Source organism: Dyadobacter psychrophilus (genome assembly GCF_900167945.1).
GTDB lineage: Bacteria > Bacteroidota > Bacteroidia > Cytophagales > Spirosomataceae > Dyadobacter > Dyadobacter psychrophilus.
Genome location: NZ_FUZA01000002.1, coordinates 516,151 through 531,876 on the forward strand (window position 1 = coordinate 516,151; position 15,726 = coordinate 531,876).

15 protein-coding genes are annotated in these 15,726 nt (G+C 45.9%); 9 read left to right on the forward strand and 6 right to left on the reverse strand.

All coding sequences use genetic code 11. The features are described from left to right. The first annotated feature begins 155 nt into the window (after nucleotides 1-155). Nucleotides 156-1,079, forward strand: a complete 924-nt coding sequence (locus B5X68_RS09250; RefSeq protein WP_082214411.1) for a hypothetical protein — start codon at nucleotides 156-158, stop codon at nucleotides 1,077-1,079. On the opposite strand, the gene B5X68_RS09255 is transcribed toward B5X68_RS09250, so the two are convergent. Continuing rightward, on the reverse strand, nucleotides 1,054-1,461 hold the full coding sequence (locus B5X68_RS09255) for a winged helix-turn-helix transcriptional regulator (RefSeq protein ID WP_082214412.1): 408 nt from the start codon (nucleotides 1,459-1,461) through the stop codon (nucleotides 1,054-1,056). The genes B5X68_RS09250 and B5X68_RS09255 overlap by 26 nt on opposite strands. 97 nt (nucleotides 1,462-1,558) lie before the next feature. Here B5X68_RS09255 and B5X68_RS09260 point away from each other — a divergent pair, with 97 nt between their 5' ends. Beyond that, a complete protein-coding gene (locus B5X68_RS09260) occupies nucleotides 1,559-1,918 on the forward strand; it encodes a DoxX family protein (RefSeq protein WP_229208345.1) in 360 nt (119 codons plus the stop codon). Here the strand turns inward: B5X68_RS09260 and B5X68_RS09265 are convergent. Together B5X68_RS09265 and B5X68_RS09270 are read right to left on the reverse strand one after the other, a co-directional pair. Beyond that, on the reverse strand, nucleotides 1,910-4,075 hold the full coding sequence (locus B5X68_RS09265) for an outer membrane protein assembly factor BamB family protein (protein ID WP_082214413.1): 2,166 nt from the start codon (nucleotides 4,073-4,075) through the stop codon (nucleotides 1,910-1,912). The two genes, B5X68_RS09260 and B5X68_RS09265, sit on opposite strands and share 9 nt — an antisense overlap. Before the next feature lie 144 nt (nucleotides 4,076-4,219). After that, nucleotides 4,220-4,996 carry a DUF899 domain-containing protein gene (locus B5X68_RS09270; RefSeq protein ID WP_082215287.1) on the reverse strand — a complete coding sequence of 259 codons (777 nt, stop codon included), beginning with the start codon at nucleotides 4,994-4,996 and terminating at the stop codon, nucleotides 4,220-4,222. A 128-nt stretch (nucleotides 4,997-5,124) separates the two neighbouring features. On the opposite strand from B5X68_RS09270, the gene B5X68_RS09275 reads away from it, so the two are divergent. Continuing rightward, entirely contained in the window at nucleotides 5,125-6,108 is a 984-nt protein-coding gene (locus B5X68_RS09275; RefSeq protein ID WP_082214414.1) for a GlxA family transcriptional regulator, read from the forward strand. Nucleotides 6,109-6,209: 101 nt separating this feature from the next. Here the strand turns inward: B5X68_RS09275 and B5X68_RS29085 are convergent, their stop codons facing one another. Both B5X68_RS29085 and B5X68_RS09280 read right to left on the reverse strand, forming a co-directional pair. Further along, nucleotides 6,210-6,401, reverse strand: a complete 192-nt coding sequence (locus tag B5X68_RS29085; protein ID WP_212567989.1) for a hypothetical protein — start codon at nucleotides 6,399-6,401, stop codon at nucleotides 6,210-6,212. 30 nt (nucleotides 6,402-6,431) lie between these two features. Then, nucleotides 6,432-6,782 carry a hypothetical protein gene (locus B5X68_RS09280; protein ID WP_212567990.1) on the reverse strand — a complete coding sequence of 117 codons (351 nt, stop codon included), beginning with the start codon at nucleotides 6,780-6,782 and terminating at the stop codon, nucleotides 6,432-6,434. Between the two features lie 146 nt (nucleotides 6,783-6,928). On the opposite strand from B5X68_RS09280, the gene B5X68_RS09285 reads away from it, so the two are divergent. Next, nucleotides 6,929-7,123: a hypothetical protein gene (locus B5X68_RS09285; protein ID WP_082214415.1), complete on the forward strand. Its 195-nt coding sequence runs from the start codon at nucleotides 6,929-6,931 to the stop codon at nucleotides 7,121-7,123. Here B5X68_RS09285 and B5X68_RS09290 read toward each other — a convergent pair. Continuing rightward, on the reverse strand, nucleotides 7,102-7,476 hold the full coding sequence (locus B5X68_RS09290; protein ID WP_082214416.1) for a hypothetical protein: 375 nt from the start codon (nucleotides 7,474-7,476) through the stop codon (nucleotides 7,102-7,104). The two genes, B5X68_RS09285 and B5X68_RS09290, sit on opposite strands and share 22 nt — an antisense overlap. 344 nt (nucleotides 7,477-7,820) lie before the next feature. On the opposite strand from B5X68_RS09290, the gene B5X68_RS09295 reads away from it, so the two are divergent. The 5 genes from B5X68_RS09295 to B5X68_RS09310 all read left to right on the forward strand — a co-directional run bounded on the left by B5X68_RS09295 (nucleotide 7,821) and on the right by B5X68_RS09310 (nucleotide 15,715). Beyond that, nucleotides 7,821-10,067 (forward strand): M1 family metallopeptidase, encoded by a 2,247-nt coding sequence (locus B5X68_RS09295; RefSeq protein WP_082214417.1) that lies wholly within the window; start codon nucleotides 7,821-7,823, stop codon nucleotides 10,065-10,067. Between the two features lie 54 nt (nucleotides 10,068-10,121). Beyond that, nucleotides 10,122-10,991 (forward strand): ThuA domain-containing protein, encoded by an 870-nt coding sequence (locus B5X68_RS09300; protein WP_082214418.1) that lies wholly within the window; start codon nucleotides 10,122-10,124, stop codon nucleotides 10,989-10,991. Between the two features lie 42 nt (nucleotides 10,992-11,033). Then, nucleotides 11,034-11,186 carry a hypothetical protein gene (locus tag B5X68_RS28890; protein ID WP_170916611.1) on the forward strand — a complete coding sequence of 51 codons (153 nt, stop codon included), beginning with the start codon at nucleotides 11,034-11,036 and terminating at the stop codon, nucleotides 11,184-11,186. 474 nt (nucleotides 11,187-11,660) lie between these two features. Further along, nucleotides 11,661-12,593 (forward strand): hypothetical protein, encoded by a 933-nt coding sequence (locus B5X68_RS09305; RefSeq protein WP_082215288.1) that lies wholly within the window; start codon nucleotides 11,661-11,663, stop codon nucleotides 12,591-12,593. An 89-nt stretch (nucleotides 12,594-12,682) separates the two neighbouring features. Next, a complete protein-coding gene (locus B5X68_RS09310; RefSeq protein ID WP_229208346.1) occupies nucleotides 12,683-15,715 on the forward strand; it encodes a SusC/RagA family TonB-linked outer membrane protein in 3,033 nt (1,010 codons plus the stop codon). The last annotated feature ends 11 nt before the right edge of the window (nucleotides 15,716-15,726 follow it).

Genomic DNA, 15,726 nt, shown 5'->3' on the forward strand with positions numbered 1-15,726 from the left:
AAATTAACATTGGGTTAATCCTTTATTGGTTAAAATTGCATTTCGTAATCCTTCGTCGCAATCGTCATATTTGTGAGTAATAGGATGTCAACGTTATTTACGAAATGGTATATTGCACTCAATTATTAGCTCAATGTTATTTAACGTTTCTACACATGCTCTCTACAAAAACTTTCATCCTTCGAGGGTGTTTCCTATTGATCACCTGCCTGGCAGTTCATGCCGCACCCGCTCAAAACACGCTGGAATTTGTACAGGACGGGATCAATAACAGTTACAATCCGCCTGTTCCAAATGGCCCGACATCCATTCCACAAACGCTTTCCTTCTTCCTTAATAGCAATGGGAGCAAAGATGAAGGGATTTATTTTCAAAGGCCTTCATCTCAACTATCTGTTACATTCAGCTTTGATGATCAGACGTATATTACCGTACCGCAACACGTTACCGGCCTGACATTCGGAGCCGCTTCGGGTGCCAGTACCAGCCAGGTAAAACCTGTTCCGGTTGTTAACAATAATTTTTTCGAAGATACGACGCGCAGCATTTTTACCGCACATCCGAAAGGGCAAGCGGGCCGTGGAGTTAATTTGTATAATAATGTTGGTGTACAGGTTTTTTTGTCAGCCAAACCGTTGCTGACCGCCAACGCGCCGACTTCGGATACAAGTCGCTACTATTATGGGAAGCTTCGCTTACAGTTCAGCAGGCCTGTGAATAATCCTGTAATTTCTATTATAGGGTTGGGTGCAACGACGAACTTCTCGAATAAGCGGCTTGGGTTTGCAACCGAACTGGAACTGCAATCGCCCGGGCGCACGCTTATAAAACTTTCGGGGAGCAAGGAATTTGTCCTGGATGATACCAAAACGAAAATATTACACACAAAATCAACCATTACCGGCAACTGCGGTAACGGGGCTGCTTGCGGGAGCGTAATGGTAACGGGCTCGGACGTTACCAGCCTGGTTTTCGGCGTTTACCTGCGAACAGATGGCGGGCCTGGTGTGTGGGGAACGCCGAGGGTGACCAATTCTGGTGATATGTGGCACATTACATTATCGCTTCCTGAACAATAGGCTGCATTTTCTCCCGATCGTCCTGCCGTATTTTTGCCCGGTGCATTTCGCCCCATTCCACAAGCGCGCCCATGACAGGGTCGAGCGTGCTGCTGTATGGGGTAAGCCTGTATTCCACAATCACAGGTATGTCTGTAAACACGTTTCTGGTCAAGAAACCGTTGATCTCCAATTCTTTCAGTTCATTGGAAAGCACTCGCGGAGATATACCCGGGATCATCCGCTGCAACTCGTTAAAACGGGTGCCTCCTTCTTTAAGTGCAATGATGATACGCAGTCGCCACTTCCCGCCAATCACATACAATGCGTCGCCGATCGCACCCAATTTGCTATTGCATTCTGCACCGGAATGATGTTCCGAATGTCGACTTGAATATTCCATATATCTGTTGACTAACCAAAAGAATACTACTAACCTTTTGTATACTACTATATTTTCGTTAGTAAAGGTAATTAGATTTGCGAGAAATAAAATAACTATGAAAGCAAAAAAAATTATCACAATCGGTGTTACCGTGGTCGCCAGTGCACTGGTCGTAATGAGCGGAATTATGAAGCTGACCGCGGGTGAAGAGATCGTCAATTCAATGAGCAAAGTCGGCATAGCAGCCTATCTTGTTCCCCTGGCATTAATGGAAATAGGCTTTACCGCATTATTTCTTTACCCCAAAACCATGAAGATCGGATTCATTCTGCTGTCTTGCTACTTCGCGGGCGCACTGGCCACAGAACTTTCTCATGGCATGCCATTCAATGCGCTTTTACCCATTTCATTGGTATGGATCGCTGCTTTTTTGCGCGACAGCAGTATTTTTCTGCCCGATTCAGCATCAAGGTAGTTTGAATGCCATAATGGAGCCGGAAGGGTTTTCCTTGTTTCCACCTACCGACAACGCAACATATTGCTGGCCTTTGTGCATATACGTGCAGGCCGTTGCGTTTGCCACTCCGGGCAGGACGGTTTGCCAGAGGATCTTTCCGGTCTTTTTATCGATCGCGCGGAGCTTTCTATCATTCGTTCCACTAATGAAAATGAGCCCTCCGGCAGTCACAATTGGTCCGGCAGAGCCTTCCTGCCCTGTTTCGGGGGAATCTTTGGCTTGCAATCGCTCATTATTTCCAAGCGGGATCTGCCATTCATAATCTCCCGTCGTCAGGTTGATCGCATTCAATGTTCCCCAGGGCGGACGCAGCGCAGGGTTTCCATCGGGGTCGCGGAAATGCCCGTAAGCAGTCAGGTTCAGATATTTATCTGCACCTGCTTTTGTCTGGCCTGTCTCCATTTTGGTAACCTTGCCCGAGTTTTGCTCACGTTCATAAAGGAATGCAATGATGCCTTTTTCTTTGCCTTTAACCACACTGGCGAAGGCAGGCATTTTTCCTCCTCCTTTTTTGATTTTATCCAATGCAGCTTCCCGCGTCATGCGGTTTTTGAGCCCAACAAGTGAAGGGTAATTCGGTTCATCGCCATTTTTATCCTTCCCGTGACAAGCAACACAATAGGTCATATAAATGGTTTTACCTTGTTCAAACACAGTTTGGTCCTTTGCTTCCTTCTCTGCATCCACCTTTTTCATAGACTGGATTTCGGGAGAGTCGTTGGATTTGACAAATAAAACCGAAGTGGACGGGTCGTAGGCAGCGCCGCCCCATTCTGCGCCGCCGCGCGTACCGGGCAGCATCAATGTACCTTTGAGGTCGGGTGGGGTGAAAAGCCCTTCGTAGCGCATAGAGCGAAACTTTTTCACAACAGAGTCACGGCCCGCATCGGAATAATGCGCCAGATCTTCCTCGGTCATCCATTGCCGGGCGAATGGCCTAGGCTTGATTGGGAACGGCTGCGTGGGCCAGGCTTCTTCGCCGGGAATGTGGGACACCGGCACATTCCGCTCCTCAATCGGAAAAAGCGGCTCACCCGTTTCCCTGTTAAATACGAAAACAAATCCATGCTTGGTGACCTGGGCAACCGCATCCACATTTTTTCCGTCCCGCTGTACTGTTACCAGATTCGGCGGGGCAGGCAGATCGTAATCCCAAAGGTCATGATGCACAAGCTGATAGTGCCAGATATATTTTCCGGTGGCAGCATTAAGCGCCACGACACTGTTTCCATAGAGATTACTTCCTTTACGGTCAGCTCCATAGAAGTCGTAGCTGGGAGATCCTAATGCCAGGAAAACAATGCCTCTTTTTATATCCAGGCTTATTCCGGCCCAATCATTCACACCGCCCGCATATTTATAGGCATCCTTTGGCCATGTTTCGTAGCCCGGCTCGCCCGGAAGCGGAATGGTGTGAAATGTCCATTCCAATTTGCCGGTCACACAGTTGTAAGCACGGATATAGCCGGGCTGGGCGCCATACAATTCAGATACTTCAGCGCCCATGATGAGCAAGTCGTTAAACACAATTCCCGGGCTGGTAGGAATCACGGAAATCGTTTCCGGATCGTCACGAAGCCCCACATTCATACTCACTTTCCCATCTTTCCCAAATGAAGGAATCGGTTTCCCAGTCTTTGCATCCAGTGCGAACAGCACATCGCCACCAGTGACGAGAATGCGTTTATCATTGCCTTTTTCCCAATAAGTGACACCGCGGCTTACACCGCCACCTTCGGCTCCATCAAACGGATCGAAAGCCCAGATCTGCTTACCCGTTCCGGCGTCCACTGCGTAAACGAGGTGTTTTGCAGATGTGGCAAAAAGTACACCGTCAATAATAATCGGATTGCATTCGCTGTTTCCAGCCCGGGATCCGGGCTTTATATCATTTAATACAAATGTCCACGCTGGTTGCAACTGGTGCACATTTGTAGTATTGATCTGGCTCAATGGCGCATAACTCGTGCTTTCAGCGTCGGCTTTGTAGACTCCCCAGGTACGCTCTTCATCTTTCGTCTGGTTGGCTACCAGGACAATGAATGCAGGGATTGCCAGCGCTAGGCCAAAATTTTTTTTGTAAAAGCGCAGCGCAAATTGTAGAAATTCAATCATAAAGGGTTGAAATGCTGCTTAAGGGTGGTTTAGGAAGATTATCTTTTTGAGAAAACGGACATTACCAAAAAGAAATCCGCAAGTCTGTTTTACTTCTTTTTCCCTAACCTGACTCATTCTGCTTATTTCAACCCTTCGTATGCATTAATGACAGCAGGAACCGCTGTCTTTTTTAAAGTCATCATATTTATCATGATGACGCATCCAATCCATTGTACTGTCCTCATTTCTTCCTTTTGGCGTCAGGTCGAGGTAATTATGAGCACCGATCAGGATGTCGCCGGCGCGTGAATAGCTGGAATAGGTGTGATAAATGTTTCCCGATCCGTCTTTGAAAAACACGCTTGTTCCAGGTGATTCGGTCCCCTCATCGTTAATTTGGTTCCGATAATTGTAATACACTTCACCATTAGCAATTTGCTCCTGGGTAAAAGAAACAAAATAATCGTAATTGAAGTCGCTGCCGAAGGAAGATACCCACTTGAATTTCCACTCCATGCGATTTTTAAAAGGCAGCAATTCCTGCAATGGCGCACGGGAAACGACTACCACGGAAACGTCGTGGTGCGCCAGGTGCAGATTGGCACCATCTATATGATCGGCCAGGAAAGAGCAACCCGGACAGCCTTCCTTCCAGCCCGGGCCGAACATAAAATGATAGATAATGAGCTGGCTTTTTCCGCCAAACAGGTCTGACAATGTTTGGCTGCCCTGCTCGGTTTCAAATGAATATAATTTATCTATCTTCACCCACGGCAGCGTGCGGCGCTGACGGGCAAGCTCGTCATTCAGGCGGGTAAGTTCCTTTTCTTTTTTAAGCAGTTCTTTTCGTTCTTCGATCCACTCCTGTTGAGAGACAACGCGATGGTGTTCAGTGCTTTCGGCTGAAATTCCAGCCAGCATTTCATTTTGTTTTTCCATGTCGATGTTATTGTTGTTTACAAACTTCCCCAATAATTTTGTAAAGCAAGCTGTGCAAAAACGCCGGATAAAGGGGGTGTTTGAGACAGAATGTTCCAATTCCTTAGCCAAACTCAATTTACTTCGTCATGAAAAAAATTGCACTTGTTGTCCACGAAGATGCCGTACTATCATCTATTTCCTGTGTTCTTGACCTGTTCGCAGGCACGAATCAAATACTAACTGCTGCGGGTAAGCCGGCGGCATTTGAGGTCGAGCTGGTTGGTGAGAAATCCGATAACATTCGCCTCGAAGGGCATACACAGCTGGTTGCTCTTAAGACTTTTGATGAAGTAAATGACACAGACCTGATCATTGCAACCGCCTTTCTGGGCGATGTGGAAAACTTGCTCGCTAAAAACCAGGCGGCTATTGGATGGATAAAGGAAATGAGCGGAAAAGGGGTGGAAGTGGCCAGCTTGTGCGTAGGAAGTTATTTTTTGGCAGAGGCGGGGTTGTTATCGGGCAAAACTTGCACATCGCACTGGATGGCCATTGACGATATGAAAAAAAGATATCCCGACGCACAGGTGCTTTCGGATATGGTGCTGACTGACCACGAAGGCGTTTATACAAGCGGAGGAGCCTTTTCCTCATTAAATTTAATCCTTTATCTGATCGAGAAATTTTGTGGTCGCGCAATCTGTATTCCGGTGAGCAAGATGTTTTCCATTGATATGGACCGGGTAAGTCAAGCCCACTTTGCCGTATTTAAAGGGCAGCGCAGGCATGAAGATGAGGTGATCCTTAAAGCGCAGACCTACATTGAGCAAAATTATCACACGCAGATCTCTATCGACCAGGTGGCTGACCAAACGCATATGAGCAAGCGAAATTTTATCAGAAGATTTAAATCAGCCACACAAAACACACCGTTGGAATACATTCAACGCGTGAAGATTGAGTCGGCAAAAAAGGCCTTGGAAAGCAGCTCGCAGGATATTGCCAATGTAATGTACGATTCCGGTTACAATGATATGAAGACCTTTCGCGGCGTTTTCAAACGGATCACCGGCCTCACACCCCAGGATTACAGGAAAAAATATAGTCGTTCGGGTGCAATTGCAGCCTGATTTTCAGCAGGTTTTGATAATTATGCTTGCTGGTATGCGGCTTTGGTACGATTCTTTTTAATTAATCTTTATAATATCATATTAACAATAAAGATTCATCATCAAAAACCAATTGTCATGAAAGCTATAAAGTTAAACATACTAGCAATCGCATTATTAGGATCGACAGCCGTGTTTGCGCAAACGACAACGCCTTCGAGCAGTACACCGTCGAGCAGCACGCCGTCCAGCACAACACAACCGTCGACTACGCCGGGAAGCTCAACACAACCGAAAACAGTTCCTGGAAGCACAGTGCAGCCATCAACTTTACCGGGAGCGACTCAGCCAGGTTCAACGACCCAGCCGGGTTCGACAACGACCACCCAGCCGTCGACTACAACACCAAGTTCTACAACCAGGCCATCGTCTATCCCGCCGGGAACCGTGCCTGACAGGACTACGCAGCCATCGAGCACTGTGCCAAGTTCAACTACACAGCCATCGACAACTGTACCGGGAAGCACAACGCAGCCATCATCCAACACAGTGCCTAACAGCAATGTGCCTGCTTCGAGCATTCCAAACAATACAACACAACCTTCAACTGTTCCGCAAAGTACAACTATCCCATCATCAACAGTGCCGGGAAGTGCTACAACGCCATCATCCTCAACAGTTCCAGGTAGCAGCACTTCAAGACCATCAACTCCTCAGAAATAATAGCTGGGCATAGTTAGGTTTTGAAATATGAACAGCCCGCCATTCGGTGGGCTGTTTTGTTTTATGCCAGTTGCTGGTATGGGAATTATAGTTGATTCATTTAAAAACACTGATAGATATGCCAAATATTGAAAATATGGATCCATCCGGATCAGTTAAGGCGGGGGTGACACTTTCTGTAACCAATGCGTCATCGGAAAACGAGGCAATTCTGGCCGTAGAAAATTATTTAAGAGTAAATAAGGGGGAAGCTCTCGAAATGTCGCTGCCTGAAAAAGGGGAGGACGGAAGTTACAGGATCAGATTGGAGTGACCTGAATTCGTCAGTTTTTCTTTCCTGATCGTATCAAATTCCTGTCTTACGTTAAACCAGTTTTGACCGGCCACATTGGCGATGGCAATCACTTCGCCGTCGACAATGTGCGCCAGCACTTTATGGCTTTTGAGCGATTCGAAAGTTTCAACACCGCAAATCTGCATACAGCGAAATATAAATCTTGCCAGATAAGGCGCATCCCCCGCATCCCCTCCTTGCGGGCCTGACAAAAATGTTGATGTTCCTCCAAAAGAATAATTCGCTCCCTTCACATTTAGTTCGAGCTCGGCAGTGACATATTTTTCTTCATGAATGTATATGTGAACAGCCTTGATTGTCCCGACTTCCATATTGTTGCTTTTTCGATTAGGCCCAATATGGCAGCAAAATCATGCCAAACCGAGCAGTTGCTGCCTGTTTATCAGATTCCCGGAAGCAATTCCCATCTCATACCTTCCTATATACGTTTATCTCCACATTTATCTAGTTTCTATTGCCGACTGTGCTGGCAGATCGCGTTTAGCGGGATTTATATTAATCTATCCAATGTGTAGACTTTTTCACCATTGACCGAAAAAAAATCCATATGCACGCCTGGATAAATGAGTCTTACTTGTTACCGGATTTTTCTTCATATTCGTAGAAAGGTTGCAAAGGCAATATCTAAATAGTTTGAATAACTAACTCACTGATTATGAGATTAATTCTACTTGTCCTTTTTCTTATAATCACAGATTTTAGTCAGGCGCAGCAGGCCGATCACATTGATGACGAAATTGAAGAAATTGCTGAACTGGAACAGAAATGGTTTAGAAGCAGGGTGGCAGTCAACCAGTCGAATGCAAGAACCAGTGCCTCACAGAATTTCAATGTAACTTATTATCGCTGCGAGTGGGAAGTGGACCCGGCCATTCGGTATATCAAAGGTAAGGTCACCACCCATTTTGTAATGACAGGTTCCGGGAATTCCATTGCGCTCGATCTGGCCAATGAGCACACCGTGAGTTCGGTAACAAGAAATAATGTTGCTTTATCATTTGTTCACAGCAATAGTACGCTGACGATTTCTTTTCAGTCGCAGCTTGCGAGCGGGGCAAAGGATTCCATCAGCGTGACTTACGAAGGCATTCCGCCGACAGCTTTCGGTCCATTTGCAACAGCGACGCACGGCCCCGCTCAAGACCCTACAATGTGGACGGTCAGTGAGCCATACGGTGCCAGGGACTGGTGGCCTTGCAAGAACGGGCTGGACGATAAAGCCGATTCGATAGACGTATATCTGAAACATCCGGCAAATTACAAAGGCGCTTCCAATGGCGTGTTGCAGTCCGAAACCGCTGTTGCTAACTCAAAAATCGTCACGCATTGGAAGCATCGCTATCCCATTGCCAGTTACCTGGTCTGCCTTGCGGTTTCTAATTATAATGTATTGAACAACAGCGTGATTATCGGTGGCACAACAATCCCGATGCAAACTTACTGCTATCCCGAAAACCAGGCAGTATTTGCAGCCGGTGCGCAGAATGCGATGAACGCTATGACCCAGTTCAGCAATCTGCTAGGGGATTATCCCTTTAAAAAGGAAAAATACGGACATGTGCAATTCGCCTTCGGCGGTGGAATGGAGCATCAGACCTGCTCGTTCATGGTCAATATGGGCGAAACCCTGATAGCGCATGAACTGGCGCATCAATGGTTCGGGGATAAAATTACTTGTGGAAATTGGGAAGATATCTGGCTCAATGAGGGCTTTGCAACGCATATGGCCAGCATTTACAATGAAAATAAAACGTCGGCCAATGCGGTTGTTTACAGGAATGCTCAAATAAATGCCATCACAGCACAGCCCGGTGGGTCGGTGTGGGTGGATGATGTGGGTAATCCAAACCGCATTTTTGACCAGCGGCTGAGCTACTATAAAGGCTCACATTTACTTTATATGCTGCGATGGATATTGAGCGATGCAGTGTTTTTTACAGCCATTAAAAATTATTTGAAGGATCCCGCGCTCGCATATGGATTTGCTACAACGGCCAATCTCAAAAGTCATCTGGAAGATGCCAGCGGCAAAGATCTAACCTATTTTTTTAACCAATGGTTTACAGGTCAGGGTTATCCTTCATACAAAGTGGAGTGGTTTTCTGGTGAAAATGATGTACAAATCAAGTTAAGCCAAACCACTTCTCATGCGTCGGTCAGCTTTTTTGAATTGCCCGTGCCATTGCTGTTCAGGAATTCAGTGACGGGCCAGCAGAAGCTGGTGGTGCTTATTAACATTGCTGATGGTCAGGTATTTCTGGAAAATCTGGGATTTACACCTAATCAGGTAACCTTTGATCCGGAGAAATGGCTGGTCACTAAAAATAATAATATAATTCATGTCGATGATCCGTTGCCGGTCAGCTTTGAATCAGTAAAGATCCAATGTGTAGGAGATCAGCCGCAGGTGGTGTGGACCACTTCCGAGGAGGTAAATGCAGGTTTTTTTGAAGTTCAAAATAGTTTCGATGCGGTTAACTGGTCGTCAATCGGCTCCGTGGAAGCAGCTGGAAATAGCGTACAACTGAAACACTATACATACACTGATAACGCCGGGCTCGCCAAAGGGCAATATTACCGGATACTTGAACACGATTTGGATGGTAAAACCCAACAGTCGCGCATTCTGCGGAGTGCGTGTGAAAAGATGGAAAAGTCGGATCTGATCGTTTCGCCGAATCCCGTGAGAAGTGAATTGAGTTTCAAAACCAATGAAGGCAGTAAGGGAATCAAAACAATTTCAATCTATAATCCAGATGGGCGTCTGGAACTGGCACCGCAAGTTTTGTTCCTGAATTCAGGTTCGATCCATGTTTCCGGATTAGCCCGCGGCCTTTATATTTTGCAGTTGCAAGATACCGACGCAAAAACGATAAAAGCAGTCCGATTTTTGAAGGAATAAAGGATATGGCGTGATTTTTTACCATCCTGTTTCCATACCGACCGATAAATGAGGATGAAGCGGATATTGAAAATCACATTATTACTGGCGTTTTTGAGTGGTAGCCTGCTGGCGCAAAAGATCGTATTCATCGCAGGACCCGACAGCCACGGCAAAGGAGAGCACGAACACCATGGCGGCAGCACATTGCTCGTCAAAGCGATCAACGAAGGATTGCCCGGTGCTAATGCTGTACTCGCCCGGAACGGATGGCCGAAAGACAGTACGATTTTAAATGATGCGGCTGCCATTGTTATTTATGCCGATGGCGGTGGGGATCATTTGTTGATACCGCATTTGGCTGAGATCGATCGGTTGACCAAGAAAGGCGTAGGGTTGGTCATGTTGCATTTTTCACTGGAAGTGCCGGAAGGAAAGGTGGGGAATTATTTTAAAGATTGGATAGGAGGGTATTTTGAGATTAATTGGTCTGTTAATCCGGTTTGGGAAGCCGCTTTTTCAAGCTTTCCTGATCATCCCGTTGCCAATGGTGTGAAGCCGTTCTCGATTCAAGACGAGTGGTACTATCACATGCGATTTGCAGACGATACGAAAAGCATAACGCCCATTTTACAAGCGCTCCCGCCGGAATCTACGTTAAAAGGGAAAGATGGAACACATTCAAACAATCCGGCGGTACGTGAAGCAGTGCTCACCAAAAAAGAGTTGCAGCCCGTCGCCTGGGCGCTGGAACGCCCGGATGGAGGCCGGGGATTTGGTTTTTCGGGTGGTCATATGCATAAAAACTGGGGCAATGATAATTTCAGAAAGGTAGTTCTCAACGCCATCGCCTGGACTGCCAGAGCACAAGTCCCGAAAGAAGGGATCCCATCCACAACGCCCACGGAAGCCGACTTGAACGCGCTGACGAAGAAGGTTGAGTGATGCTATTAATTTCGTATTTATTAATTATCTAAGTCTAAAAATATGAAAACAGTGACTATTGAAGAGTTAGAAATTGATTTTGATTTAATCATGAATGAAGTCCTAAGCGGCGAAGAAGTTGCAATATCAGATGACGCTGACGGCCGAATTAAGGCTTATCTTGTTCCTTATAAAAAACTTGAAGAAAAGTCGTAGAATTCACCAACTCTCCGCAACTTACCACAAAGACCCGTTCGATAGAATGCTGATTTGGCAATCGCTTTTTCACCGCTATACATTGATCAGCGATGATGAGAACATAAGTAAATATGCGTCAGAAGGGTTGAAATTAGTTTGGTAATCAGGATTTTATCTCCAAATTTTCCACTATTTTCAACAAAGTGAAAAAAAAATCTTGTTATTCATTCTCCTTTAACTTTACTTTGTCTATCAGATTAGTAGGATTCTTTCTTGTTAACCACCAGCAAGAGAGATAGCAGAAACATTATTAACCTATGAAAGCGATGAATTCATATTCTTCGAACAAGATAACTACGTCCATGGTGGTCAACTCCAAAAATCTTCCGCATTTCGAAACGTGCTGTTGTTGCAACTAAACAGTTGATCAAAACCAGTATTTTTTCAAAAACCATGCGCCTCAGCCTGGGCCATCATCACTCTTATATTATCATGAGAAGTATCAAAACATTACTTGTAGCAGCTGGTTTGTCCCTGGCAATCAGTCAGTCGGGTTTTTCACAAACCGCAAATCCTAATGAAGTTGTTATTACCGGCGTGCGATTCGCCTATCCTTTGGTGGAGAAATGGATCGGAGAATACAAAGCTGCCAATCCACAAGCGCAGATCCGTATTGAAACAAGAACAGTAACTGATCCGCTGAAATACGACCTGCTCATTGAAGCTTATGAACAGGAAAAAGAAGTAAAGGAAACGCGTGAATACATTTCCATTGCCCGTTACGCTTTAATTCCCATCGCCAATGCGAAATCAGCATTTGCCAAAGAATATGCAGAGAAGGGTTTGAATGAGAAAACTTACAAACAGATTTTCTTTCACGACATCTATGCAGAAAAGGACAAGTCGCTCAACACGCCATATACCATTTATACCCGTTTGCAAAAAGCAGGTGCGCCGATCACATTTGCCAAATACTTCGGTTATGAGCAAAAGGATATCAAAGGCAAAACCATTGCTGGTGCCGATGAGCACTTGATCAAGGCACTTTTGAAAGATGAAACAGGAGTAACTTACACAATTCCGGGACTTGCCTTTGACCTCACAACCCGTAAGCCGACGGAAGGAATCGCGCTGATCCCTGTCGACCTGGACGGCAATGGCAGAGTTTCAAAAGAAGAAAAAGCGCTCGAAAACCTGGATCAGGTGCTGGCTAGCGTTGAAAATGAGAAGATAAAAAATGTGCCGGTCGAATACATTCATCTTTCCATCGATAAGCACAATTCAAATCCCGAGGCTAAGAAGTTTCTCTTATGGGTGGCTGAAAACGCACAGAAAGATTTACAGCAATTCGGTTATCTGAAACCAGATCCAAAACGCCTGCAAGACGAAAAACAGAAAATTGAAAGGTTCGCGGCTGTGAAGTAGCCAAGGCCTGTTTCAAATAATATCCTTCCGCGTATATACATATGCGGAAGGATTGTTGCGCCCTAAAATTCAAATAACCCTGGTTTTTAATGATGAAGAAGTACATTTATCTTACCCTGTTCTTTTCGGGGCTGTTTTTCAATGCATATGCTCAGGAAGTCGTCACGGGAGTAGTAAAAGATGCAACCGGGCAGACAATTCCCGGAGCGACAGTTGTTATTAAAGGCACCTCAAAGTATGTCAGCAGTGATCTGGACGGTAAATTCAGCATTGCGGCGCTCAAAGATTTTCCCTTTACTTTACAAATCAACATTACCGGCTACCAGCAGCAGGAAATTGATATTTATGAATTGTCAGACGAGCCTGCTGAAATTATTCTGAAAACGGCGAATGTCCTGGACGAAGTGGTGGTGATTGGTTATGGGACACAAAAGAAAGGCGACATTACCGGTTCCGTTTCTTCTGTTCCACAATTAGCTTTAAAACAGCCTATTAGTTCCTTCGATCGGGCTTTGCAGGGAGCTGCGGCGGGCGTGCAGGTTACGCAGGTTTCCGGTCAGCCAGGCGCTGCTGTGAGTATCCGTATCCGCGGTGGAAACTCGATTACGGGTGGTAACGAGCCGCTTTATGTAATCGATGGTTTTCCGGTTTATAACAGCAACGGTGATGCGAGTGCGGGTGTTACGGCCGGGCCGAGCATCAACGCATTGGCGAGCCTTAATCCCAGTGATATTGAGTCCATTGAGGTGTTGAAAGACGCTTCCGCGACGGCCATTTATGGATCACGCGGAGCAAACGGTGTGGTGTTGATCACGACTAAAAAAGGGAAAGCGGGCCAGAATACATTGACATACGATGCGTATTATGGCACGCAGCAGGTGTTGAAAAAAATCGATGTCATGACCAATGCAAAAGATTGGGCGATATTAAAAAACGAAGCGCGTGCCAACTCTGGAAAAGCGCCATATTATACTCAGGATCAGATTAATGGACTGGGCGAAGGAACTGATTGGCAGGATGCGGCATTCCGGTCGGCATCTATTCAAAACCATCAGATCTCGATGACGGGCGGTGACGATAAAACGCGTTATGCCATATCCGGAAATTACTTCAAGCAAAAGGGGGTCTTATTAAATACAGACTTTGAGAGATATTCAGGAAGGGTAAATCTGGAGCGTGATTTTTCTGAGAAATTCAAAGTAGGGGTTAATTTGACGGCAAGCAAAATTAGCGCGCAGGTTGCGAATGCTGGCGTTGTCAACGCATTACTTGCGATGCCGCCAGCGGTAAACATCCGGGATGCGAGTGGCAAATACACTTATCAAAGTGAGTTTGAAACGCCCCTGGGAAACCCGATCGCGACTTTGGAAAAAGAAATCAATTACACCGAAACTTACCGCTTTTTGGGTAATGCGTATGGTGAATACGCCTTTTTTGACGGTCTGGTTGCAAAGGTTTCGTTTGGGACAGACATCATTAACAACAAACAAAACCGCTTTATCCCATCAGATATTTACCAGGGAGCTAATTCCAATCCAACGGGTAAGGCTTACGTAGGAAGCAAGTTTGCGTCAACCTGGTTGAATGAGAACACATTAAGCTATTCCAAAACCATTAACGACAAACATTCGCTGAATGTCGTTGTGGGTTACACGCAGCAGGCTTTTGAAACAGAAAGTGCGATTGCAGGCTCACAGGCTTTTATTACGGATCAGCTAAGTTATAATGATCTGGCCAGCGGCTCGGTCTACACGCAGCCCGAATCGGGATCTTCTGCCTGGGCTTTAAACTCCTACCTGGGCCGGATCAACTATTCGATTGACCAAAAGTACATTTTTACAGTAAGTGGCCGCGCCGATGGTTCTTCGCGTTTTGGTAAGGATAAAAAATGGGGTTATTTCCCATCAGCAGCGTTTGCCTGGAACATTTCGAAGGAAGATTTTCTGTCCTCATATAAGACGATCAGCAACCTGAAAGTGCGTCTCAGCGCCGGGGTGACGGGTAACCAGGAAATTGGCCAGTATCTTTCATTGGCAACATTAGGCTCAAACACTTACTTTTTTGGCGGCCAGACTTACGTGGGTTTTGCGCCCAACAGAATTGCAAACCCGGATCTTGGATGGGAAACAACAGCGCAATATGACGCCGGAATCGACCTGTCTCTTTACAAAAACCGAATCAACTTTGTCTTCGACGCTTATCTGAAAAAGACCACAAATTTGCTTCTGAACGTGCCGATTCCTTACACTTCGGGCCAGACGACGGCTTTACAGAACTATGGATCGGTTGAGAATAAAGGGATTGAGCTGGGCATTAACACCGAAAACCTGACGGGTCCGTTTTCCTGGAATACCAACTTCGTTTTCTCTGTAAACCGCAATAAAGTGCTTACGCTGGGAGATGGGGCCGATTACATCATTTCCGGAGCCAACATTGCGCAGGTCGGGCAGCCACTGGGCACATTTTATGGTTACCAAACCAACGGATTATTCCAGACGGGTGACGATATTGCAAATCTTCCAACGATCAATCCGGCAACGACGAAGCCAGGTGACCGTCGTTACATTGATATTAACGGCGACGGCAAAATTACGCAGGCTGACGACCGCACATTTATCGGCAATGCACAACCCAAGTTCCAAGGTGGGATCACCAACACATTGTCTTACCTGAATTTCGATCTGAGCATCTTTTTTCAGGGGACTTACGGCAATAAGGTTTTTAACCAGAATAAGCAGCAACTGGAACTGCTAACCGGTCAGCAAAATGCTTCGGTAACCGCTTACGAGCGCTGGACACCGACCAATCCGACCAATGATGTGCAACGCGCTTTTGAAGATCCTGCCCCTGTGAACACCAGCAGATATGTGGAGGACGGATCGTTTTTAAGGCTTAAAAACATTACGCTGGGTTATAATCTACCTAAAAACATTGCGGCAAAGATTCATTCGAACCAGATCAAAGTTTATGTTTCGGCGGCTAATGTATTCACGTGGACAAAATATACTGGCTTTGATCCCGAGGTGAGCCGCAATGAGCAAAGCACGCTCAACCAGGGCATCGATTACAGCATTTATCCCTCTTCTAAATCGTTTCTCGCGGGTTTAAGCATTTCATTCTAAGTAAGATAAAT

Coding starts and splice junctions, on each gene's coding strand:
- B5X68_RS09295 (WP_082214417.1), top strand. CDS start 7,821: ATGAGATTAATTCTACTTGTCCTTTTTCTTATAATCACAGATTTTAGT.
- B5X68_RS09285 (WP_082214415.1), top strand. CDS start 6,929: ATGCCAAATATTGAAAATATGGATCCATCCGGATCAGTTAAGGCGGGG.
- B5X68_RS09305 (WP_082215288.1), top strand. CDS start 11,661: ATGAGAAGTATCAAAACATTACTTGTAGCAGCTGGTTTGTCCCTGGCA.
- B5X68_RS09290 (WP_082214416.1), bottom strand. CDS start 7,476: ATGGAAGTCGGGACAATCAAGGCTGTTCACATATACATTCATGAAGAA.
- B5X68_RS09250 (WP_082214411.1), top strand. CDS start 156: ATGCTCTCTACAAAAACTTTCATCCTTCGAGGGTGTTTCCTATTGATC.
- B5X68_RS09300 (WP_082214418.1), top strand. CDS start 10,122: ATGAAGCGGATATTGAAAATCACATTATTACTGGCGTTTTTGAGTGGT.
- B5X68_RS09310 (WP_229208346.1), top strand. CDS start 12,683: ATGATGAAGAAGTACATTTATCTTACCCTGTTCTTTTCGGGGCTGTTT.
- B5X68_RS09255 (WP_082214412.1), bottom strand. CDS start 1,461: ATGGAATATTCAAGTCGACATTCGGAACATCATTCCGGTGCAGAATGC.
- B5X68_RS09260 (WP_229208345.1), top strand. CDS start 1,559: ATGAAAGCAAAAAAAATTATCACAATCGGTGTTACCGTGGTCGCCAGT.
- B5X68_RS09265 (WP_082214413.1), bottom strand. CDS start 4,075: ATGATTGAATTTCTACAATTTGCGCTGCGCTTTTACAAAAAAAATTTT.
- B5X68_RS09275 (WP_082214414.1), top strand. CDS start 5,125: ATGAAAAAAATTGCACTTGTTGTCCACGAAGATGCCGTACTATCATCT.
- B5X68_RS28890 (WP_170916611.1), top strand. CDS start 11,034: ATGAAAACAGTGACTATTGAAGAGTTAGAAATTGATTTTGATTTAATC.
- B5X68_RS09270 (WP_082215287.1), bottom strand. CDS start 4,996: ATGGAAAAACAAAATGAAATGCTGGCTGGAATTTCAGCCGAAAGCACT.